Origin of the sequence: Dyella kyungheensis, assembly GCF_049913195.1 — a bacterium.
GTDB lineage: Bacteria > Pseudomonadota > Gammaproteobacteria > Xanthomonadales > Rhodanobacteraceae > Dyella > Dyella kyungheensis.
In genome coordinates, this window is record NZ_CP183983.1 from 399,728 (window position 1) to 422,411 (window position 22,684).

At 63.7% G+C, this 22,684-nt stretch carries 11 protein-coding genes; 7 read left to right on the forward strand and 4 right to left on the reverse strand.

Translation table 11 applies throughout. The features are described 5' to 3' along the window. The first annotated feature begins 18 nt into the window (after window positions 1–18). Together ACN9MB_RS01585 and ACN9MB_RS01590 are read left to right on the forward strand one after the other, a co-directional pair. Window positions 19–9,588 (forward strand): YDG domain-containing protein, encoded by a 9,570-nt coding sequence (locus tag ACN9MB_RS01585; protein ID WP_426270546.1) that lies wholly within the window; start codon window positions 19–21, stop codon window positions 9,586–9,588. 65 nt (window positions 9,589–9,653) lie between these two features. Further along, entirely contained in the window at window positions 9,654–11,360 is a 1,707-nt protein-coding gene (locus ACN9MB_RS01590; RefSeq protein WP_426270547.1) for a ShlB/FhaC/HecB family hemolysin secretion/activation protein, read from the forward strand. Window positions 11,361–11,390: 30 nt separating this feature from the next. Here ACN9MB_RS01590 and ACN9MB_RS01595 read toward each other — a convergent pair whose 3' ends face one another. Beyond that, window positions 11,391–12,323 carry a TetR/AcrR family transcriptional regulator C-terminal domain-containing protein gene (locus ACN9MB_RS01595; RefSeq protein ID WP_426270548.1) on the reverse strand — a complete coding sequence of 311 codons (933 nt, stop codon included), beginning with the start codon at window positions 12,321–12,323 and terminating at the stop codon, window positions 11,391–11,393. A gap of 213 nt (window positions 12,324–12,536) precedes the next feature. Between ACN9MB_RS01595 and ACN9MB_RS01600 the strand changes: the two genes are divergently transcribed. The 3 genes from ACN9MB_RS01600 to ACN9MB_RS01610 all read left to right on the forward strand — a co-directional run bounded on the left by ACN9MB_RS01600 (window position 12,537) and on the right by ACN9MB_RS01610 (window position 16,231). Beyond that, window positions 12,537–13,736 carry an FAD-dependent monooxygenase gene (locus tag ACN9MB_RS01600; RefSeq protein WP_426270549.1) on the forward strand — a complete coding sequence of 400 codons (1,200 nt, stop codon included), beginning with the start codon at window positions 12,537–12,539 and terminating at the stop codon, window positions 13,734–13,736. Between the two features lie 285 nt (window positions 13,737–14,021). Next, entirely contained in the window at window positions 14,022–14,732 is a 711-nt protein-coding gene (locus ACN9MB_RS01605) for a hypothetical protein (RefSeq protein ID WP_426270550.1), read from the forward strand. A 224-nt stretch (window positions 14,733–14,956) separates the two neighbouring features. After that, complete coding sequence (locus ACN9MB_RS01610; RefSeq protein WP_426270551.1) at window positions 14,957–16,231, forward strand: M24 family metallopeptidase; 1,275 nt, start codon at window positions 14,957–14,959, stop codon at window positions 16,229–16,231. A gap of 146 nt (window positions 16,232–16,377) precedes the next feature. Here ACN9MB_RS01610 and ACN9MB_RS01615 read toward each other — a convergent pair whose 3' ends face one another. Next, a complete protein-coding gene (locus ACN9MB_RS01615; RefSeq protein WP_204637499.1) occupies window positions 16,378–16,773 on the reverse strand; it encodes an STAS domain-containing protein in 396 nt (131 codons plus the stop codon). Further along, window positions 16,751–19,177 carry a SpoIIE family protein phosphatase gene (locus tag ACN9MB_RS01620; RefSeq protein ID WP_426270552.1) on the reverse strand — a complete coding sequence of 809 codons (2,427 nt, stop codon included), beginning with the start codon at window positions 19,175–19,177 and terminating at the stop codon, window positions 16,751–16,753. Before ACN9MB_RS01620 ends, ACN9MB_RS01615 begins: the two co-directional genes overlap by 23 nt. A gap of 208 nt (window positions 19,178–19,385) precedes the next feature. On the opposite strand from ACN9MB_RS01620, the gene chrA reads away from it, so the two are divergent. Continuing rightward, window positions 19,386–20,597 carry a chromate efflux transporter gene (gene chrA / locus ACN9MB_RS01625; protein ID WP_426270553.1) on the forward strand — a complete coding sequence of 404 codons (1,212 nt, stop codon included), beginning with the start codon at window positions 19,386–19,388 and terminating at the stop codon, window positions 20,595–20,597. A gap of 174 nt (window positions 20,598–20,771) precedes the next feature. Here the strand turns inward: chrA and ACN9MB_RS01630 are convergent, their stop codons facing one another. After that, window positions 20,772–21,605, reverse strand: a complete 834-nt coding sequence (locus tag ACN9MB_RS01630) for an oxidoreductase (protein WP_426270554.1) — start codon at window positions 21,603–21,605, stop codon at window positions 20,772–20,774. A 153-nt stretch (window positions 21,606–21,758) separates the two neighbouring features. Here ACN9MB_RS01630 and ACN9MB_RS01635 point away from each other — a divergent pair, with 153 nt between their 5' ends. Then, complete coding sequence (locus tag ACN9MB_RS01635) at window positions 21,759–22,670, forward strand: AraC family transcriptional regulator (protein WP_426270555.1); 912 nt, start codon at window positions 21,759–21,761, stop codon at window positions 22,668–22,670. The last annotated feature ends 14 nt before the right edge of the window (window positions 22,671–22,684 follow it).

Here is a 22,684-nt window from a genome sequence, read left to right on the forward strand (position 1 = left end):
AACAGGACGCACTTCGCTATGAACCATATCTATCGTCTGTGTTGGAACCGCACGCTCAAAGCCTGGGTTCCGGCATCGGAACTGGCCAACAACAGCGAGGGTGGCGCTCGCCGCCATGCGATCGGACCTCGTGTCCTGATGTTGTCCCTGCTCTCGGTCGCGCTAGGCACGACCGGACTCGCCCAGGCAGCCAATGCGCCGGGCGGCGGACAGGTGATTTCCGGCTCGGGCCAGATCCAGCAGTCCGGCAACGTCACCACCATCCAGCAGAACAGCCAGATGCTGTCGCTCAACTGGCAGAACTTCGACATCGGCAGCGGGCAGACGGTGAACTTCGTCCAGCCCGGCGCGAGTTCGATCGCGGTGAACCGCATCCTGGGCAACACCGCCAGCGAGATCGACGGTCACCTCAACGCGAATGGACAGGTCTGGCTGATCAATCCCAACGGGGTGCTGTTCGGCCAGAACGCACAGGTCAATGTGGGCGGCATCGTCGCCTCCACGCTCGACCTCGATGACAGCACCGCAGGTTCCGGCACTGTGCGTTTCGCCGGCAACGGTCGCGGCAAGGTGGTCAACCAGGGCAGCATCACCGCGGCGCCGGGTGGCTATGTCGCCCTGATCGGCAACGACGTCTCCAACCAGGGCGTGATCCGCGCGCAGCTGGGCACGGTGGCGCTGGCCGGTGGCACCGCGGTCACCCTGACCTTCAAAGACAACCACCTCATGCACCTGGTGGTGGACGAAAACACCGTGCAGAGCCTGGTGGAAAATCGTCAGCTGATCGTCGCCGACGGCGGCAACGTGCTGATGACCGCCGGTGCGTGCGCGTCGCTGGTGGCGAGCGTGGTGAACAACACCGGCACCGTGCAAGCGCACAGCGTGCAAGACCACGACGGCACCATCACCCTGCTTGGCGGCATGGAAGCGGGCACCGTGCAGGTAGGCGGCACCATCGATGCGAGCGCGCCGCAAGGTGGCGACGGCGGCAAGATCGAAACCTCGGCCGCGCATTTCCAGCTGGCGGGCGACGCCAACATCACCGCAGTGGCACCGCAGGGCAAGGCCGGCACCTGGTTGGTGGATCCCGCCGACCTGACCATCGACAGTGCCGCCGCCAACGCCATTTCGATGTCGCTCAACGGCGGCACCAGCGTCACCGAAACGACCTCCGGCTCCGACCAGTCGGCAGGCAATGGCGACATCAACGTCAACGCGGCCATCAACTGGAACAATGCGGCGGCCACGCTGGAGCTCGATGCGTTCCGCAACATCAACGTCAACGCCGCCGTGAGCGGTACGGGCGGCATCGTGATGAATGCCGCCAGCGGTACGTTGACCATCGGCAGCACCGGCGGTCTGTCGGCGGGCACCGGGGCCACCGTGCAAGCGGGCAAGTTCGTCAACAACGCCAACGCCGGCGCGGGCGCGCTGGGCAGTCGTTGGACGCTCTACAGCGTCGATCCCTCGCTCAATACGCTCAATGGCCTGACCGCCAATTTCATCCAATACAACGCGACCCTGGGTGCCACGCTGGCCAGTGCCGGCAACGCGCTGGTCTACAGCATCGCCCCGACACTGCAGATCAACAGCCTCACCGGCAGCACCAGCAAGGTCTATGACGGCGGCACGACCGCGCTGCTCAATGGCAGCAACTTCGCCAGCACCGGCCTGCTGGGCGGCGATGCCATCGTCTCGGCCACCGGCACGTATGCCTCCAGCGATGCAGCGTCCGGCATCAACGTGACGTCGCCGGCCAGCATGGCCAACTTCATGCTCGCCAACAACGGCGTGCAGGTGTTCGGCTATACGCTCATCGGTTCGCCGGTGAGCGCCAAGATCGGTCAGATCACACCGAAGCAGCTCACGGCGCAGATCGTCGGCAATCCGACCAAGGTCTACGACGGCACCACCACCGCGACGCTTTCTTCGTCCAATTACGAGATCGATGGCTTCGTCGGTACGCAGGGCGCCACGGTCAAGCAGCCGAGTTCGATCGCGTACGGCGGTTCCGACGCGGGCACGCAGGCGGTGAACGCCAGCTTCTCCGTCACCAACTTCACCGCCAACAGCGGTACCAATCTGTCCAACTACCTGTTGCCGACGACCGCCACCGGCATGGGCCTGATCACCCAGGCACCGCTGCTGGTGAGCGGGCTGCTGGCCAACAACAAGGTATACGACGGCACCAACGCCGACTCCATCGTGACGGGCGGCGCCAAACTGTTTGGCGTCATTGCGCCGGATGCGGGCCAGGTGACGCTCGATACCAGCGGCGTGGTTGGCGCGTTCCAGCAAACCGGCGTGGGCAATGGCCTCGGTGTGACCCTGAGCGGCTTCGCGCTGTCGGGTGGCAAGGCGAGCAACTACCAGCTGATTGCGCCGACCAACCTCACGGCCAATATCACGCCCAAGGCCTTGACCATCGATCAGGTCATCGCCAACAACAAGACCTACGACAACACCACCTCGGCCACGCTCAACACCGGCAATGCCGTGCTCGACGGCGTCGTGGGCAGCGACAACGTCACGCTCAACAGTGCCGGCGCCAACGCTGCGTTCGGCCAGACCGACGCCGGCACCAACCTGACCGTGACGTCGAGCGGTTTTGCGCTGGCAGGCGGTGCTGCGGGCAACTACACGCTGATCCAGCCCACGCTGCTGGGCAACATCAACCCGGCGCTGCTGACCATCGGCATGATCGGTACGCCCGAGAAGACCTATGACGGCACCAACGCCGTCACCCTGGGTTCGGGCAACTTCAGCATCAGCGGCTTTATCGGCAACCAGAATGCCGTGGTGTCGCAGAGTTCGGCCAGCTATGCCACCGCCAATGCAGGCAGTGGGATCACGGTGACCGCGAGGTTGCAGCCGTCGGACTTCACGCCCGACAGCGGCACCTCGATGTCCAACTACACGTTTGCGCCGACCGTGGTCGGCAGCAATCTGGGCAAGATCGATCCGCTGCAGCTCAGTGGCTTGATCGTCAACAACCCGAGCAAGGTCTACGACGGTACGCCGGTTGCCGCGCTGGGCGCATCCAACCTCCAGCTCACCGGTTTCATACCGGGCCAGAGCATTACCGCCAACTTCAGCGGCACCGTCGCTGGCACCTACGACAATCCCAATGCCGGGGCACGCGGTGTCACGGCCGGCGTATTGCCGGCGGCCGATTTCGCGGCGGGCAGCGGCACGCTGCTGTCCAACTACATCCTGCCCAGCATCTGGACCGGCTCGGGCAGCATCACGCCCGCGCCGTTGACCGGCGCGTTCGTGCTCAACGCCGGCATCGTCGATGCCAGCAAGGTGTACGACGGCACCACCGGCATCATTCTCAACAGTGCAAACTTCACCTTGAGCGGCTTCGTCAACAACGACAGCGCGGTGGTGAACGATGGCATCCATGCCAGCTTCGGTCAGAAGGACGTGGGCACCAACATCCCGCTGTCCGCACAGTTGGCGATCACCGACCTGACCGGCACCAACGGCACCACGCAGCAGGAACTGAGCAACTATCAGATCGTCAATCCGGTGCTGGGCGTGGGCAACATCACACCCAGGCAACTGCTGGTGTCGATCGTCGGCAACCCGACCAAGGTTTACAACGGCAGCACCGACGTTGCGCTCAACAGCAGCAATTTCCAGATCACTGGCTGGGCGACGGGCGAGGGCGGATCGATCAATCCGAGCGCCACCTCCGGCTACGACGCACCCGACGCCGGTGCGCGGACGGTCTCGGCGGCACTGACCCCCGGCAACTACCTGGTGAACAGCGGCACCAGCCTGAGCAACTACAGCATCGCCAGCAGTGCGGTGGGTGCGGGCACGATCAATCAGGCGCCGTTGTTCATCACCGGCATCTTCGCCACCAATCGCTCGTACGACACCACCACCGCCGATAGCTTGAACATGGCCAACATCGGCCTGGCCGGCCTGGTCGATACCGATGCCGGCGATGCAAGCAAGGTGGCGCTGAATCTTTCCCAGGTCGCGGCCAACTTCACCCAGGCCAACGTGGGCAACGGCCTGACGGTGAATGCGACGGGCTTCCAGATCACCGGCAGCGAGTCGGCGAACTACCTTCTGCAGCCGGTCAACGGCCTGGTGGCCAACATCACCAGGGCCGTGCTCACGCTGAGCGGCGTGACCGCCAACGACAAGACCTATGACGGCAACACCAGCGCGTCGCTGAACATCGCGGGCAACGCGGCGTTGCACGGCGTGTTCGCGGGCGACACCGTGGGTTTCGACGGCAGCGCAGCGGGCGGCCAGTTCGTGACGGCCAACGCCGGCAACAACCTCGGTGTTGGCGTGAGCGGCTTCGCGCTTAATGGCGCCAGCTCCGGCAACTATCAGCTGACGCAGCCGCAGGGGCTTGCCGCCGACATCAATCCCAAGCAGTTGATCGCGACAATCATCGGCAGCCCGACCAAGGTCTACGACGGCACCGACTCGGCCACGCTGACCGCGGCCGACTATGACCTCGTGGGCTTCGTGGGCAGCGATGGCGCCAGCATTCCGCAGTCGGCCACGGCCAACTACGTCACCAAGAACGTCGGCACCGGCTTGGGCGTGGTGTCGACGCTGGTGACCTCGGACTTCCTCGCCAACAGCGGCACCAATCTCACCAACTATGTGCTGCCGACCACCGGCTCGGGCAACAACGGCATCATCCAGCCGAAGGTGATCAACCTCACCGGCACCCGTGTCTATGACGGGACCCTGGTCGCGGACGGTTCGCTGTTTGGCGTGCTGCAGGGTGTGAACGGCGAAACGCTGGGCGTCGCCGGCAGCGGTTCGCTGGCGACGAAGAATGTCGGCGAGCAGTGGTCGTTCACCAGCCTGGGTTCGCTCGCGCTGACCAATGGCGGCAACGGTGGCCTGGGCAGCAATTACACGCTGGCGGGCGGCATCGATTGGGTGACCATCACCCCGCGCCAGATCACGGCGTCCTTCCTGGCCAGCGACAAGACCTACGACGCGACCGTCAACGACGTGCTGAGCGGTGCCACGCTGGAAACGGCCAACGGCAACCGCGGCCTCATTGCGGGCGACGACGTCAGCTTGAACAACACCGCGTCGGGGCACTTCAGCGACAAGAATGTCGGCACCGGCAAGACCGTCACCGGCGACATGTCCATCGGCGGCAATGACGCGGGCAACTACGTCTTCACCAATGGCACTTCGTCGGCGACGATCAGCGCGCTGCATATCACGGTCAGCGCCACCGGCAAGGACAAAGTGTACGACGCCACGACAGCCGACGCGGGCGCCACCGTGCAGAGCGCGGGCGTGATCGGCGGCGATACGGTCAACTTCGGTTTCGGTTCGGCTACGTTCGACGATAAGAACGTGGCCAGCAACAAGACCGTCACCGTTACCGGCGTGAACAAGACCGGTGCCGACGCGGGCAATTACGTGGTCGACAACACCACGCTCACCACCACGGCTGCCATCACCCCGTATGTGGTCAATCTGAACGGCACGCGCGTTTATGACGGCACCACCACCGCCGATGCGAGCACCTTCAATGGCGGCGTGGTCAATGGCGTCAACGGCGAGACGTTGCAGCTCAGCGGCAGTTTCCAGCTCGGCATCAAGGATGCGACCACGATCAGCTGGCATAACGGCTTAGGTATGTCGCTGGGCAATGGCAGCAATGGCGGCTTGTCGAGCAACTACACGCTGGATGGCGGTTTCGACGTCTACGACATTACCCAGCGCAGTCTCACCGCGAGTTTTGTAGCGAACGGCAAGACCTACGACGGCAACACGAATGCCGTGCTGGCCAATGCTTTGCTGGAGGCGGCCAACGGCAATCGCGGCCTGATCGCCGGCGACGACGTGACGCTGACCAATGCGACCGCCGGCACGTTCGACAACAAGAATGTCGGCACCAACAAGACCGTGACCGGCAACATGGGCATCAGCGGCGGCGATGCCGGCAACTACATCTTCACCAACGGCAGCGCGCTGGCCGATATCGGCAAACGGGCGCTGTCCGTGGGCGCGGCAGGCGCCACCAAGGTGTACGACGGCACGACCAACGATCCGGGCCTGACCTACACCAGCAATGCCATTGCCGGTGACAACCTCATCATTTCCAGCACCTCCATCGCGTTCACCGACAAGAACGTGGGCACTGGCAAGACCATCAACGTGGGCGGCATCGCCATCAACGGCACCGATGCCGGCAATTACGACCTGCAGAACAACAGCACCACGACCACGGCCAACATCACGCCGTACACCATCGATCTGCATGCCAGCCGCGTCTACGACGGCAACATCGACGTCGCTTCGACGCTGTTTGGCAGCAGCGGTCTCCTCAATGGTGTCAACGGAGAGCAGCTGCTCCTCGTCGGCGACTCGAGCGTGGCCGACAAGAAGGTAGCCAACGGCAAGGTATTCAATGGCGCGGGGGATATGGCGCTCGATGGCGTCAACGGATCGCTGGGAAGCAACTACCAGATCGGTTCGTCCACGCTGGACATCACTCCGCTGGCGATCACCGGCAGCATCACGGCTGACAACAAGGTCTACGACGCCACCGCCGCGGCCGTCACCCACGGCAGCTTGAGCGGTGTGTTGGCTGGGGATACCGTCGGCTTCGACACCAGCGGCACGTTTAGCGACAAGAACGTCAACAATGGCAAGGTCGTGTCGCTGAGCAGTTCGCTCAACGGCGCCGACGCGGGCAACTACACCTATACCGCCAACACCACGACCACCGCCAACATCACGCCGCTGGCCATCACCGTGGCTGCCACGGTGGCCGACAAGGTGTACGACACGACCACGGGCGCCTTTGTCACGTCGTTGACCAGCAATGGTGTACTCGGCAGCGATGCGATCTCGTTCACGGCTGCCGCTGCCGATTTCAGCGACGCCAATGCGGCCGGCGGCAAGGACGTCACGGTCATCGGCATTGCCAAGAGCGGCACCGACGCCAACAACTACACCATCAATTCGACCGCGCTGACCCACGCCGCCATCACGCCTGTGGTGCTGGATCTGTCGGGCACTCGCGTCTATGACGGCACCACCGGCGCCGATGCGGGAGCGTTCGGCGCCAATGGCGTACTGACCGGCATTGCCGGCCAGACCATCAACCTGGTGGGCGGCGGACAGGTCAACGACAAGAACGTGGGCCAGAACAAGCTGCTCACCGGCCTGGGCACGCTTGCGCTGCAGGATGGCGGCAACGGTGGCCTGGCGCAGAACTACACCCTGATGGGTGGCAACGACTCGCTCACCATCACGCCGAAAGGCATCGACGTCACCGCCGCAGCGGCCAACAAGGTGTACGACACCACGGCCGGCGCCAGCGTGACCTCGCTGAGCAGCAGCGGGTTGATTGGCAACGACGACGTGAGCTTTGGCTTCGCCACGTCGAACTTCTCCGACGCCAATGCCGCCAACGGCAAGACGGTGACGGTGACCGGCCTGACGGCCAGCGGCGGAGACGCGGGCAACTACACGCTCAACAGCACCACCGCCACGACCTTTGCGAGCATCACGCCGTACGTGCTCGATCTCCACGGCACGCGCGTGTACGACGGCTCGCTGAACGCGGATGCCAGCCAGTTCGGCAACAACGGCGTGCTTGACGGCCTCAATGGCGAGACGCTGGATCTGAACGGAACAGGTCATGTGGGCGACAAGAATGTCGGCACCAGTAAAACGGTCGTCGACCTGGGCACGCTTGCGCTGTCCAATGGCGGCAACGGTGGCCTGGCAAGCAACTACCTGCTGGCGGGCGGTGTCGATCTGTTCGACATCACGCCGAAGACCGTTGCGGTAACGGCCACGGCGGCCAACAAGGTCTATGACACCACCACCGGTGCGACGGTGACCTCGCTGAGCAGCGCGGACGTGCTGGCGGGCGATACGGTGAACTTCGGCTACGGCGCGTCGAACTTCGCCGATGCCAATGCCGCCCATGGCAAGACGGTGACAGTGACGGGCCTCACCACCAGCGGTGCCGATGCGGGCAACTATGTGCTCGTCGGCACAACGACCACGACGCAGGCCGACATCACGCCCTACGTGCTCGACCTCAACGGCACGCGCGTGTACGACGCTACGGTGAACGCGAATGCCGGCCTGTTCGGCAACAACGGCGTGCTCTCCGGCCTCAACGGCGAGACGGTGAACCTGAGCGGCACCGGCCATGTGGGCAACAAGAACGTGGGCAGCAACAAGGTGTTCGCCGATCTGGGCACGCTCGCGCTTGCCGACGGTAGCAACGGCGGCCTCGCCGGCAACTACACGCTGAGCGGCGGTAGCGACCTGCTGAGCATTACGCCCAAGGCACTGGGCGCCGTCGCCGTGGCGAACGATCGCGTTTACGACGGCACCACCGTTGTCAGCCTCAGCGGGGCAGGTCTGGTGGGCCTGCTCCATGGCGATCAGGTGACGTTGAACAACGACACGCAGGGCACGTTGCAGGACAAGAACGTGGGCAGCGGCAAGGCTGTGACCACGGACATGACCATCGCTGGCGCCGATGCCGGCAACTACACGTTCACCACGGCCGCCGGCCTGACGGCGAACGTGACGCCCAAGCTGATCGGCGTGGCTGCGACCGCCGCCAACAAGGTGTACGACACCACCGCCGGCGCCACGGTGACCTCGCTCGGCAGCGCGGGCGTATTGGCGGGCGATACGGTGAGCTTTGCTTATGGCTCGGCGACCTTCTCCGATGCCAATGCCGCCACCGGCAAGACGGTAACGGTAGTGGGTCTTACCGCCGGCGGCGCCGATGCCGGCAACTACGCACTGAGCAGCACGAGTACGAGCACACAGGCCAACATCACGCCTTATGTGCTCAGCCTTACCGGTACGCGCGTGTACGACGGCACCGTGGCGGCGGATGCCGGCCTGTTCGGTCATGACGGCGTGCTCAGCGGCCTCCAGGGCCAAACGGTGAATCTGTCCGGCGCCGGCCATGTCGGCGACAAGAATGTGGGCAACCACAAGGCGTTCGCCGATCTGGGTTCGCTGGCGCTAGCCGACGGTGACAACGGCGGTCTGGCCAGTAACTACACGCTGGCTGGCGGCACCGACGTACTCAGCATCACGCCGATGGCCATCACGGTGACGGCGACCGGCAGCAACAAGATGTTCGACGGCAGCACGCGCGACCAGGTGATCCTGGGCAGCGGTGGCGTTCTCCCGGGCGATACGTTGCAGTTCGCCGATGGCGCCGCGAATTTCCAGAATCCCAACGTGGGCGATGGCAAGCCGGTGATGGTGACCGGCATCCAGCTCAGTGGCGCGGATGCCGCGAACTATACGTTGACCAGCACCACCGCCATGACCGATGCCGACATCACGGGCGCACGCCCCTCCGCGTTCGGCATCGGCGATGGTGTGCTTGCGCAACAGCAAAGCGTGCTGGGGCCATCCGAGTTGGCGACGCCTTACGGGCTGGCCGATCAGGACACCGTGGGCGCTCACACCGGCAACAAGAAGCGGCAGCATGAGCCGTTGGAGCGTAACCGCTCGCGTGACGACTTCACCTCGGGCATGGCGCTGCGAGTGGTCGACGGCGGCGTGCGCATGCCCGTGCAGGCTCTGCCGTGAGCGGCCGCAGCCACGCGTCGCGTCGCGGCAACTCCATGACATCCCAACTTCTCCAGATAAAGAACATGCCGACCAAGTCCCGTCCCGCAGCGCGTTCAGGCGCGCTCGCTTTTGCCATATCGCTCGCCTGCTCGGGTGCGGCTCACGCCCAGGCATTGCCAGGCATTCCCGCGCAGATCCCCAACGCAGGTTTGTTGATGCAGCAGGTGCCGCAACAGCCGTCGACCGTGCCACCGTCCGACCTGGACTTGCGCATGGCCCGTCCAACGAACGAACACGCCAAGGATGCGCATGCGTTCCAGGTCAATGGCGTGCAGATCGAAGGCAATAGCTTGCTGCCTGCCGACAAGCTCCATGCGCTGGTGGCCGATAGCGAGGGCAAGCGGTTGACGCTGGACGATCTCGATACGCTTGCCGATCGCATCAGCACGGCCTATCTCAAGGCGGGCTATCCGCTGGTGCGCGTCTACGTGCCGGCGCAGACGCTCAAGGACGGCGTCGTGACGATTGCCGTGGTCGAAGCCCGCTATGGCAAGGTGGTGCTGCAGAACAACAGCGCCGTCAGCGAGATCACGCTGCGTTCCGCACTCGCGGCGCTGCAGCCGGGCCAGCCTGTTTCCAACGCCACGCTGGAGCGCAGCCTGCTGCTGCTTTCGGATATTCCCGGCGCGCAGAGCAGTTCAGCCATTCGCCCGGGCGATCAGCCGGGCACCTCGGATCTGGTCGTCGATGTGAATTCCGCGCCGCGCTATACCGGTACGGTAGGCCTGGACGATTTCGGCAACGAGTACACGGGACGCGCGCGCGTCAGCGGCAGCTTCGACGTCAACGGCCTGCTGCATCGCGGCGACCTGCTCGACTTCAACGCGCTCAGTTCCGGCGGCGGCATGAACTATGTGCAGGGCGGCTATCGCTACCTGCTGGACGGGCAGGGCACGACGCTGCGTGCGGGCGTCTCGGCGCTGCACTATCACCTGGGCGACGATCTTTCGGCACTGGATGCCCATGGTTCGGCGCTGGTGGGCGGTGTCACGCTGACCCAGCCGTTCATTCGCAATACGGCAGGCAACCTGTACGGGCAGCTGGAGTTCGATCACAAGCTGCTCAAGGACGACCTGGGTCTGGTGCAGATCGACAACGATCGCCAAGCCAATGTGTGGACGGCGTCGCTGGCGGGCGACCAGCGCGACAGCCATGGTGTGACCAACTTCAATGCCAGCGTTTCCCGCGGCAAGGTGGACTTTACCGACGATCTCGCCGAACTGATCGACACCATCACGTCGCAGACGCAGGGCTCCTACACCAAGTACAGCGTGTCGGTGTCGCGCCTGCAGCAGCTCGGCGCCAACGACGCGCTGTATGCCGGCTATACGCAACAATGGGCGAACAAGAACCTGGACACGTCCGAGCAGTTCTTCCTCGGCGGCGCCAACACCGTGCGCGGCTACGACACCGGCGCGGTTTCCGGGTCCGAGGGCAACCTGTTCACCGTGGAGTACCGCCATGATTTCGGTTTCGCCGGCATCCCGGGCCGCTTCCAGGGCACGGTGTTTGCCGACACCGGCCGCGTGGAGGTCTACAAGAACCCCTTTTCCACCGGTGTGAACAGCGGTCGCCTGAGCAGCGCGGGCCTCGGCCTGCACTGGGCCGTTTCGGGTGACTGGGTTATCGCCGCATCCGCCGCCCACAAGATCGGCGCAACGCCCGAGCTGCTGCAGAACGCCGATACCAAGACCCGCGTATGGGTGCAGGTGCAGAAGGGCTTCAACTAAGCGGGATAAGCGAACACCGGACCGCCGGGATCATGCCTGCATGGCACGACCCGGCTTCGCCCGCCGCCGGTCGATCGTTCCCGCAAAGCCATCCAGCAGCGTCTTGAGGCCGAACTCGAACAGTTCGTCCAACTCCAGCTCGTAGCCACCCTTGAAATGACCGATCAAACGGGTGAACGCCGGATACTGTCCCGACGCAATAAGGCTTGAAAACGCGTTGGCCTGCGTGTCCATCCATGCCTCGTCAGACAAGCCCGTGCTCGCCTCTGCCTGCGCTTTGCGTTCGATATGGATGGCCAAACCATGCACGTAGCCGTAGAGCACGATATGCAGGTGCATGGTGGTGGCAGGGTCGAGGCGGCAGGGTTCCAGTGCGTCAAACACGACCTCGGCGTGCGCCATCAGATGGGGAAGCAGCAAGGGACGGGTCAGCGTATGGATATTCGCCAGCCATGGATGCCGGGTGTAGAGCTCCCACAAGATGCGTGCGCTGCACGTCAGCCGTTCCCGCCAGTTCAACGCGCCACGGGCTGGCGGCGCCAGTTCGCCAAAGGCGGCATCCGCCATCAAGAGAATCAGCGACTCTTTGCTGTCCACGAATCGGTACGGCGACATGGTGGCCACACCCAGCCTTGCAGCGACGCCCCGCATCGTTATGGCGCTGAGCCCTTCGCGATCGGCGATCTCGATGGCTGTTTGAACGACGCGCTCGCGCGTGAGCTCCCGGTCGGAGGCAGGCTGATTCGGCTGCCGCTGCTTCGGCGCCGCTTGGACCGGCGTAGCCACCGTGGTGTCGCTACGCGCGTGCGCAACGATCCACCCTTCATGACGCAACAACGTAAGTGCCTTGGTGGCGGTGGCCAGAGCCACGTTCCATTCGCGCGCGAGCTGCCGGGTCGACGGCAACCGGTCACCCGGACGCAACGCTCCGTCGGCCATCTTCGACTTGAGCGCCGCCGCCATGAGCAAATACGGAGGTGGGTCCTTCAGTGGCATTTCGCTGCCCTTAACTGAGCTAGTACAGATGGGCCCGGATCTTAGAGCTGTTCCAGCCCATTAGCCACATTGATTGGATAGGCGGGGCGGGACATGCTGGCTTGTACATCGTACATACGGTGATCGGGCGGCGCCCGCGCCGGTTTTCCATCTGAGCGCATATGGCGCCATAGGACGTTGATGAAAAAGGTGCTCATTTCAGGAGCCGGCATTGCCGGCTCCGCGCTGGCGTATTGGTTGAATCACTGCGGCTTTGACACGACGCTGATCGAGCGATCACCGGTGCTGCGGCTTGGTGGGCAAGCCGTGGATATCCGTGGTGTCGCGTTGAAGGTCGTGGCGAAGATGGGTCTTGGCAGGAAAGTCCGGAGCATGCGTACGCGCATGCGCGGCATGTCAGTGCTCGATGGCGACGGCGACGAGATCAGCCGATCGACCGAAATGACCTTCAGTAGCGGCCGGCTTGACGGCGATGACGTGGAGTTACTTCGCGAAGACCTGGCGCAACTGTTCTACGAGCGCATAAGTGACAGCTCCCGTTATATCTTCGGCGATTCGATTCGCACCATCGACCAGAAGGCCGATGGCGTTCGCGTCACCTTTGAGCACGCATCAGCCGGCGATTTCGATCTGGTCATTGGGGCCGATGGTCTGCACTCGCGGGTGCGTGCGCTGTGCTTTGGCGACGAAGAGCAATGCCTGGCCCCGCTCGGCATGCAGACCGCGATCTTCAGCACGGACAACTTTTTGGGGCTCAAGGATTGGCAGGTATGGCTACGCGGCGGCGACGCGGGTTATGGCATCTATCCCGTCCGCAACAATAGCGAACTAAGAATTACCCTGGGTTATGCCGCCGATGGTGCGGGTCGCGGCATTGACGATGTCGATTGGCAAAAGCACCGCGCGGCCGAGCGAGTCGGACACCTGCGCTGGAAGACGCCGGCGATTGTCGAGGCGATGTGGGCAGCCAAAGACTTCTACACCGACGTCATGGCGCAAATCCACATGCCACGCTGGTCGACCGGACGAATCGCCCTGCTGGGCGACGCGGCCTATTGCGCGTCGCCACTCTCTGGCCAAGGCACCAGCCTCGCGTTGGTGGGCGCTTATGTTATGGCTAACGAACTTTCCAGAGGAAATGGCGATCATGGTGCGGCCTTCGATCGTTACGAAGAGCGCATGCGTCCCTTTGTGCTGCGCAACCAGGCACTCGCCACGGAAAGGCCGCTTCAACCCGCGTCACCGCAGTCGATTGATGCGGCGAAGAACGCGATCTCGCTTGATGATCTTGACGCCGTGACACCGAACGCGCAGCGATCACAGGCGACGGCCAGGATGGAAAGAGATCCGATCTCTTCTGCGGCTCGTCGCGAGACTTGAACAAAGTCGAACACGTCTTCGCGAAGAAGGGTCAGCGGCGCCACGCGTCGTTGCGGGACCGTGCCGAAGGGCACGTACCCCACAACGATTTGCCGTGGCACCATGCCCCGCCGCTTAACCGATGCGATGGGCTCGACGAGAGCCGCTGGCGGCGTTCTTCGATACCGGAGACCAGACGCTGGCAAGTCCAGGTAAGCGCGTCGATCTCGAAGCCAACACAGCGCTGGCTCGCCTCTGCCAGTTCTATCGGGACATATTGTGATATTTGTCGTTGCATTGCTCGTCATGGCATCGCTGTTCTGTGCCGATCAGCTCTGGCGAAAAAGACGTTCGGTTCATCGCAAGTGGATGCTCAAGGAAAACTACGCCTTCGTGCTGATTCCACTGGTGACATGGGCCTTGGTCTTCTCGGTTGACTGGCTGATCACCCGCCACCTCCATCACGACTGCTGCGGTGGGCTGGACGCTCATGCGCACAACTCCAATCCCAGTTCACTTGCCCGGTCGCGTGGCGAGGAACATGTGCTGACGCTTGGCATGTCCTTGAGCGAGTACACCGAACGCTTCGACCGCTTGTCCGGCGACAGGCAGCTGCATGTTTTACTGCGCCCCGCAGTCAAGCGCATCGCGGGGGATGAGCGCGCGTTTACGGCGCTATTGCGCGAAGACTTGCAGGTGACCGGTACGTTGTCGGATCACACGCTGGTCCAGGTCGTTGTCCTGGCTTCCGTCAATGACGACACGCAGGTCAAAGCCGAGCAGCGGGAGGCGGTCATTACCGCATTGCTCGCGGGAATGAGCGGCGAGCGCGAACAGGATGTTGCGGATCTGGTAGACCAGTTGACTGCAGAAGTCGAGCGTAACGAACGGGAAGGTCGGTTTCCCGCGGTGAGCAAGCAGGCCTTCGGCCGCTTTGAATTGTCGCTATCCAGTTCGGACGGCTATCTGCACGCGTACGGGCTCAACAGGGCGGACGACGACTCGTCGCTCCGTTGAACACGGCGAGCCTGCCAGTGAGACGTGCGGCCGATTCGGCAGCGTGGTTCTCGTGAAGGAACCCGGATTCGAATCAGGCGTTGAATGAAAGCAGCGCCTTCCTGCGCCACGACCTTTCAATGGCCAGCCATGGGCCAGGCCATCGACGCGAGGTTGGGCAGTAGCCGCGTAGCCAATGCTGGCCTCATACTGCGAAGCACCCTTAACATCGGTCCGGAGTCTCCATGCGTCGTCGCGACTTTCTCACGGGAGCGGTAGCTGCAACTGCCGCTGTGTCCACGGCCGCTCTGTTGCGCGGCCAGTCAGCGCAGGCCAGCCCTGCCGCGCCCAACGCGTTGGCCGGATTGACCTCCATGACCACCGGCGCCAAGCCGATTTCGGTGGAAGAGCGCAGGGCCCGGATCGCCAAGCTGCAACGGCTGATGGTCGAGCAGAAGATCGGTGCCTTGATCCTGGAGTCGGGCTCGAGCCTGGATTACTTCACGGGCATCCAATGGCACCGTTCGGAGCGTACGACGGCCGCGGTGATTCCGGCCCGCGGTGGCGTTGTCGTCGTGACGCCGGCCTTCGAAGAGCCTTCGATCCGCGAGACCCTGGCGGTGGGCGACGATGTGCGGCCGTGGAACGAACATGAGAACCCGTTCGCCCTCATCGTGGCTGCGCTTCGCGATCGCGGCGTGACCTCCGAGCCGATCGCCTTCGAATCCACCACGCGCCTGTTCATCGTCGATGGAGTGCGCGAAGCAAGCGCGGGAGCCTACCGTGTGGTTTCCGGCGACGCCCTGGTCAAAGCCGTCCGTCTGATCAAGACCCCGGCCGAACTCGCGCTGATGCAGACCGCCAACGACGTCACCCTGGCGGCGCTCCGCTACGTGCATGGCCATGTCCGCTCGGGCATGCGCCCGGACGAGATCGCCACCATGATGAACGCCGCCACCGAGGCCCTGGGTGGCGCACCGGAGTTCGCGCTGGTGTTGATCAACGAGGCCAGCGCCTATCCGCACGGTTCGCATCAGCCGCAGACCCTGCACGAAGGCTCGGTGATCCTGATGGACGTGGGCTGCACCGTGCACGGCTATCAATCGGATATCTCGCGCACCTGGGTGATGGGCGAGCCGACGGCGAAACAGCGAAAGGTCTGGAACACCGTCAAGCGCGGCCAGGAGATCGCATTGGCCACCGCCAAGCTGGGCACGCCAGTGGGCGCCATCGACGACGCCGTGCGCGCCTACTACGAAAGGGAAGGCTGGGGCCCCGGCTACAAGCTGCCGGGCCTTCCCCACCGCACCGGCCACGGCATCGGCCTGGACGGCCACGAGTCGCCCTATCTCGTGCATGGCGATGCCACGCCGCTGGCGGTGGGCATGTGTTTTTCCGACGAACCCGGGCTCTATATTCCCGGCGAATTCGGCATCCGCCTGGAAGACTGCTGGCACATGACCGAGACCGGCCCGAAACTTTTCACCGGGCTCGCCAAGTCGATCGACGATCCGATCTGATCGGGCGCGGAATGGCCGTTTGGCGTTTTTGAAAGCGCCGCTTTCGAGTGGGGATTCAGCCGGTCGTCGCAACGACCGGCATCACGCACGAAGTTTTAGATAGTTAGCTCCGACCCAGGCACCTCACCACGGTATGCGCCCACCGCTCAGCGATCGCTGGTCGGTTCCTCGCCGGTGATCTGGCGCTGCATGCGATCGAGATACGCATCGAGTTCCTGCGCGTTGGCGAACACCTCGTTCACCGGAACCGCTTTCACGATGTCGAATACCTTGCGCACCTGAGGCCGGGGATTGAGCAGCAGCGTGTGCCCGTTGCGTGCGCGCATCGTTCGACGGATCTTGGCGATGCTGCGCAAGCCGGCGCTGCTGATGTACTCGAGTTCGGAAAGATCCAGCACGACCGTGCTTTCCTCGGGAAGGCGCGGCAGCACGTCCAGCATGGCCAGATCGAAGTCGTTGAAGGTCTGGGCGTCGAGCCGTCCATGGAGATGGAGGATCGTACGGCTGGGTGACTCGTTTTCAACGTTCAGGCTGAAGGTCATGGTCCGGCTCCGGTCGTGCGGGGTGGAGGAAACGTAGCTGCAAGTGATTGCCGTGCTCGTCATGGCTGTAGCTGAGTTCGCTGGCCATGGCGCGCACCAGATGGATGCCAAGCCCTCCCACCTCTTCGGCGTCTGCCAGGTCACCGGTGAGCGGGGGTATGGGCGCCTGCAGCGGATCGAACGGCTGTCCATCGTGGTGCAGCTCGATCGATACGGCGTCGTCGCCGAGACGCATGTGCAGTTCGATCTTGCGGTCGGCGCCGCCGGCGTGGCCGTGCTGCACCATGTTGACCATGAGTTCCTCCAGCACGAGCCGGATGTCGTCGCGCACCGCCGGCGACACGTCTCGCTCGCGCAGCGAAGTGTCGCAGCGATCGAGCGTGTCGAAGACATCGTCCATGGATGCATGGATGGTCAGGTCGAGCATGAGTGAGCTCCCGTCGACAAGGGCATGATGCCAGTTCAGGGCGAGGACGGTGATGTCATCGGCTTGTCCCGCGCCTTCGGCGAAGCGGTCGACCTCGGCCAGCAGGCCGGCGGCAAGATCGGCAGCGGAGCGCGACGATGAATGCTCCATGCAGGCGAGCAAGCGCTCGGTGCCGAAGAACTGCTGCTCGGTATTGGTCGCCTCGGTGATGCCGTCCGTGTAAAGCAGCAGCGTCTGGCCGGGGCGAAGCCGCAACGTGCGCGGCGGATAGCGGGCCTCGTCGTCGAGTCCGAGTGCGGCGCCGGTATCCAGCTCGATCAGACGGACGCCGTCCGCGTCGCAGAGCAACGGCGGCTCGTGCCCGGCGCTGGCCATCACCAGCTCTCCGCTGGCCGTGTCGAGCATGCCGCACAGCAGGCTCACGAACATGCAGCTGTCGTTGTTGCGGCAGAGTTCGACGTTGAGCATCGACAGCAGGTGCTGCGGCGACCGCGCTCTCGGCGCCAGCGCCTTGGCCAGCGTGATGGTGCGCGCCATGAACAGTGCCGCGGGAATGCCCTTGTCGGACACGTCGCCGACCATCACGCAGAAGCGCCGCTCGTTGAGCATGAAGTAACTGTAGAGATCGCCGCCCACCGCGCGTGCCGGTCGAAGCAGCGCGTGCAGCTCGAAGTTTTCGCAGTGCGCGTCGAGGTAGTGCTCGCCGGGCAGCAGTGCCGTCTGGATCTGGTGCGCAATGTCCAGTTCGCTGGCCAAGCGCTGCTGTTCCTTCGCGTTGCGGGTCAACTCTGCGATATGCAGCGCCAGCTCCGAGCGCATGCGGTCGAAGGCCTGGGTGAGGCGACCCACTTCATCGGGAAAGCGGGGCGTGGGCAGTGCGAAGGTGAGTGCGCCGCGCGCCACCTGTTCGGCGCGCGAGGCCAGCGTGCCCAGTGGAGTCAGGATGCGCCGCGTCACCGCCAGCGTGACCACCGCCAATGCAAGCAGGGAGATGAAGCCCAGCAGCAGCGCTTGAAAGAACGCCTGCCGCACGCCGGCATAGATCCGGCTCTCCGGCATGGCCAGGCCGAAGCGCCAGTGGGTTCCTTCGACGGGCACGAAATAGACCCACACCGGCTTGCCTTGAGCCTGCGGGTTCTGCGCAACGGCCAACCGCACGCGGCTGGCCTGATGGCTCGCCAGCGCCTGCAGCAGATTCGCCTGCCCGTGCTTGCCGACCAAAGCAGGGTTGTCGTGCGCGAGATAGGCGCCGCTTTCGTCCAGCACGAAGGCATACGCGCCCTCGGGTTTGCCGAGCTCTTTCAGCATGCGGCTCAGCCAGTCCAGGGAGACGTCCGCGTTGATCAAGCCGTTCGGACGGCCATTCGTACTGATCGCGACCGAGTAGTTGATCATTTCGCGCTTGCGCGACTGCGAATAGAAGTGGCGTTGCCAGCAACCCTGCGAACAACTCAGACCCGCCAGGAACCAGTTCTTGTCCCAATAAGCGTTGTCGTCCTTGCGCAGGTCGCGCCAACTCAGCGAGCCGTCGTCCTGGCGGCTGATGAAGGGGGACACGGGCGGGTTGTCCGCCGCCGGCACGTACGCTACGGCCAGCCCGGAAAGGTCGGCATTGCGTGCGAGGGCGCCACGCAACGTGACGTCGATACCGTCGGGGTGCGTGCCCACCACCACGGCCAGGGTCTGGGCGGTGTCGGCTACGCGCGCCAGGCGCTGTTCGATGCGGTTGCCTGCCTCGTTGGCGAGCGCCGTCGCTTCGCCATGGGCTTTCTCGAGGATCTGTTCGCTCACCCGGTAGAACAGCAGTCCGCCGGCCACGGTCAGCACCAGCACGGAACCGGCCAGCACCCAGAGAGACAGCCGCGAAGCGATGCTGCGCAAAAACATGGCGAAACCCCTATAGACCTGCCCATTCAGCCATGCGTGGTCCTGTCTCGGCAAGACAGCCGGAAGGTCGTTTTGTGCGCTGTGCCGCATTTGGACTCAGGCCGTGCGTGCAGCTCTGAGCATGGAGCGAGATGCGATTGGCGCCAGAAAGCAATATAGGCTCTCTTGCGCCTCGCCGTTACATCAAAATGCAGGCAACGGTGGGTTACTGTCTGCGCGGTGTTGACCGTATTGCCGTGGAATGCGGCTGGATGCTCAGCGAAATGGGCGCTGTTCGATGGCCATGAATCCTTCAACGATGGAAGCTCCAGACGTCCGAACACTGCGCGGCCGCGCCTTCGAAGTAGCGCTCGTTTTTCTCCGCCTGGGGTTGACCTCCTTTGGCGGGCCCATCGCGCATATCGGCTATTTTCGCCGGGAGTTCGTGGAGCGTCGGCGCTGGGTGGACGAGGAACATTTCGCACAACTCATCGCGCTGTGTCAGTTCCTGCCCGGGCCTGCCAGCAGCCAGCTGGGTTTCTCGATCGGCCTGTTGCGAGCGGGCTGGATGGGTGCCCTGGCTGCCTTCATCGGCTTCACGCTGCCCTCGGCGTTGCTGATGTTCGCGTTCGCAGAGGTTGGCAGCCAGTTATCCGGGCCGTGGGGTCAGGCAGTGATCCATGGTCTCAAACTGGTGGCCGTGGTCATCGTTGCGCAAGGCGTGCTGGGCATGGCGCGCACGCTCTGTCCCGACAGACCGCGGGCTCTGATGGCCGCGGGTGCCGTGGCAGTCATTGCCTTCAGCCCGAGCGCATGGACGCAACTGTGGGTCGTTGTGGTGAGCGCGGCACTCGGTCCATGGGCATGCCGCCAGGTGATGGCCCGCAGCGGAGAGACCTTTTCCGTTCCTTACGATCATCGCACCGGCACGGGATTCCTCGTCGCCTATGCCGTATTTCTGGCGATGGCTCTTCTGGCAACTCCTTTTCTGCCGCCCCTGGGTCAAATCGCCAGCGCCTTCTATCGCACCGGTGCCCTGGTCTTCGGTGGGGGGCACGTGGTGCTTCCCCTGTTGAAGCAGGCCGTGGTGGATCCGGGTTGGATCACACCTGAGCGCTTCCTCGCCGGTTACGGTGCCGCGCAGGCTGTTCCCGGTCCCATGTTCACCTTGTCGGCATACCTGGGTGACGAACTGCATGGCGGCCAAGGCGGCGCCCTGGGTGCCGCCATCAGTCTGTTGGCCATCTTCTTGCCGGGCCTGCTCGTGGTCTCGGGCGCGTTGCCGTTCTGGCGGAGCCTGGCCGCGAACGCTCAGGCCGTGCGAATGCTCGCCGGAGTCAATGCGGCCGTTGTCGGTCTCCTGGCCTTTGCCCTCTATGATCCGGTCTGGATCGGCGCCATCCACGGGAGTCGCGATGTTGCGATCGCCCTGATCGGATTCGTTGGACTCATGGCAGCCCGATGGCCCCCGCTGCTGGCGGTTGCATGGTGCGTGATCGCATCGTTGCTCTGCGCACTTTGGGGCGCATGAGATTCTCGCGACGGCGTGGTCGTTCTGCTCCCGTGCCTATGGTTGCTGGCGCTTAGCGGCTGCTAAGCGCGAAAGGGTCCGGAGCTGGGCCAATTTGCAGGGCCGGGCCGACGCGCACGATCCCATGCGCGTTGATCAGCACGGTTGTGCCTCGCGACAGATCAGCAGAAACCGTTAACCGTCGGTCGAGCGCGACAAGGCCTCCCATTGATTGATCTCGGCAGTCAGGTCGGACAGTTTCTGACGCACCAGGCCCATCGCGTCACTCCCAAGCAACAGGTGAGCAGGTGGCGAAGGACTATCGATCACATCGAGCATGGCCCGTGCTGCTTTGGCAGGATCGCCAAGCTGATTTCCGCTCTTCTGCTGACGAGTGGCGCGGATGGGATCGAACAGCGCGTCGTAATCAGGAATGGAGCGCGGTGTCCTGGCCATCGAACGACCCGCCCAATCCGTGCGGAACGAGCCAGGCGCAACGGCGGTAATGGCGATGCCCAGCGACGCCACTTCCTTGCCAAGCGCCTCCGATATGCCTTCCAGGGCAAACTTGCTGCCGCAATAGTAGGCAATGCCGGGGAGGGTGATGTACCCGCCCATCGACGTGATGTTGAGGATATGCCCCCGACGCCGGCGACGCATGTAAGGCAGTACGGCCTTCATCATGGCGACGGCGCCGAACACATTCACGGCGAACTGTTGTTGCATCTCTGCCAGGGGCGATTCTTCCAAAATGCCCTCGTGGCCGTAGCCGGCGTTGTTGATCAATACGTCGACCGGACCCACGGTGTCTTCGATGTCGGCAACCACACCGTCGATCGCTTCGAAGTGTGTGACATCCAGTACACGACCCACGGCAGCACCTGGGGACAGCACTTCGAATTCGCGCAGAGCCTGCTCGTTTCGCACGGTTCCGATAACGCGGTGCCCTCTCTGCAGGGCCTCCTGAGCCAGTGCCCGGCCGAACCCGCTGCTGACCCCGGTAACGAGCAATGTTCGGTCTATCGCCATGGTGATTACTCCCGAAAGCCAATGAAGAGCGCACAATACGCATCATTGATCCGAGTATTGACGCCAAATCGCCTGACTTTCTTGCCTATTTCTATGAGCTACGATCTTTCGGAATGTGAGGGCCTGCAGCCCGCAGCCGAAGCAACCCGGCGCATGACTGCTCTTGCCCGGAGGCTGGCGCCTCAAGAGGGCTACAACCTCACTTCCTTGCCGGGCGTACGCATACTGCGCTCGGATCGTGCCTTGTCGCGAACGCCGGTCCTGTACGACCCCGGTATCGTCATCGTCTGCCAGGGCTGCAAGCGGGGCTATTTCGGCAGGCAGGTCTACGTCTACGACCAGCAGCACTATCTGGCGGTCGCCGTGCCCGTTCCCTTCACGATGGAATCGGAGGGCACGCCGGACAATCCGTTGCTGGCCATCTACATGCATCTGGACTTCCAGATGGCCGCTGAGCTGATGATCCAGATCGATCGTCATCAGGTGTCCGTCAATCAAGATCCACCGCAGAGCATGATGTCCAGTCCCATGGACATGGCACTTCAGGGCGCCGTCCTGCACTTCCTGGAGGTCATGGGCCAACCGCTGGATGCGGCGGTTCTTGGGCCGGGCCTGCTGCGCGAAATCTATTTCCGTGTGCTCACCGGCGCGCAGGGCCCGGCTTTGCGTTCGGCTCTGGCGATGCGCGGCCAATTCGGCAGGATAGGGAAGGCGCTTCGCCGCATCCATGACGCCTATGCCGGGCCGATCCATCTGGCGGAACTGGCTCGTGAGGCGGGCATGAGCGTGCCCTCGTTTCACAGCCACTTCAGGGCCGTTACGCAAACGTCGCCCATGCAGTACGTGAAGTCCACGCGCTTGCATCAGGCACGCCTGTTGATGGTGCGGCAGGCTATGACAGCAGAGGCTGCAGGCTATTCGGTTGGCTATGCCAGCGCGTCGCAATTTACGCGGGAGTTCAAGCGGCTCTTTGGGCTGCCGCCTGTGGCGGAAGTAAGGCGCATGAGGGAAAACTTCGCCATACCGCCTGAGCAAGCGGCGTCGAGCTATGTTTCGTCACATTAAAGGTCGTCAGAGAG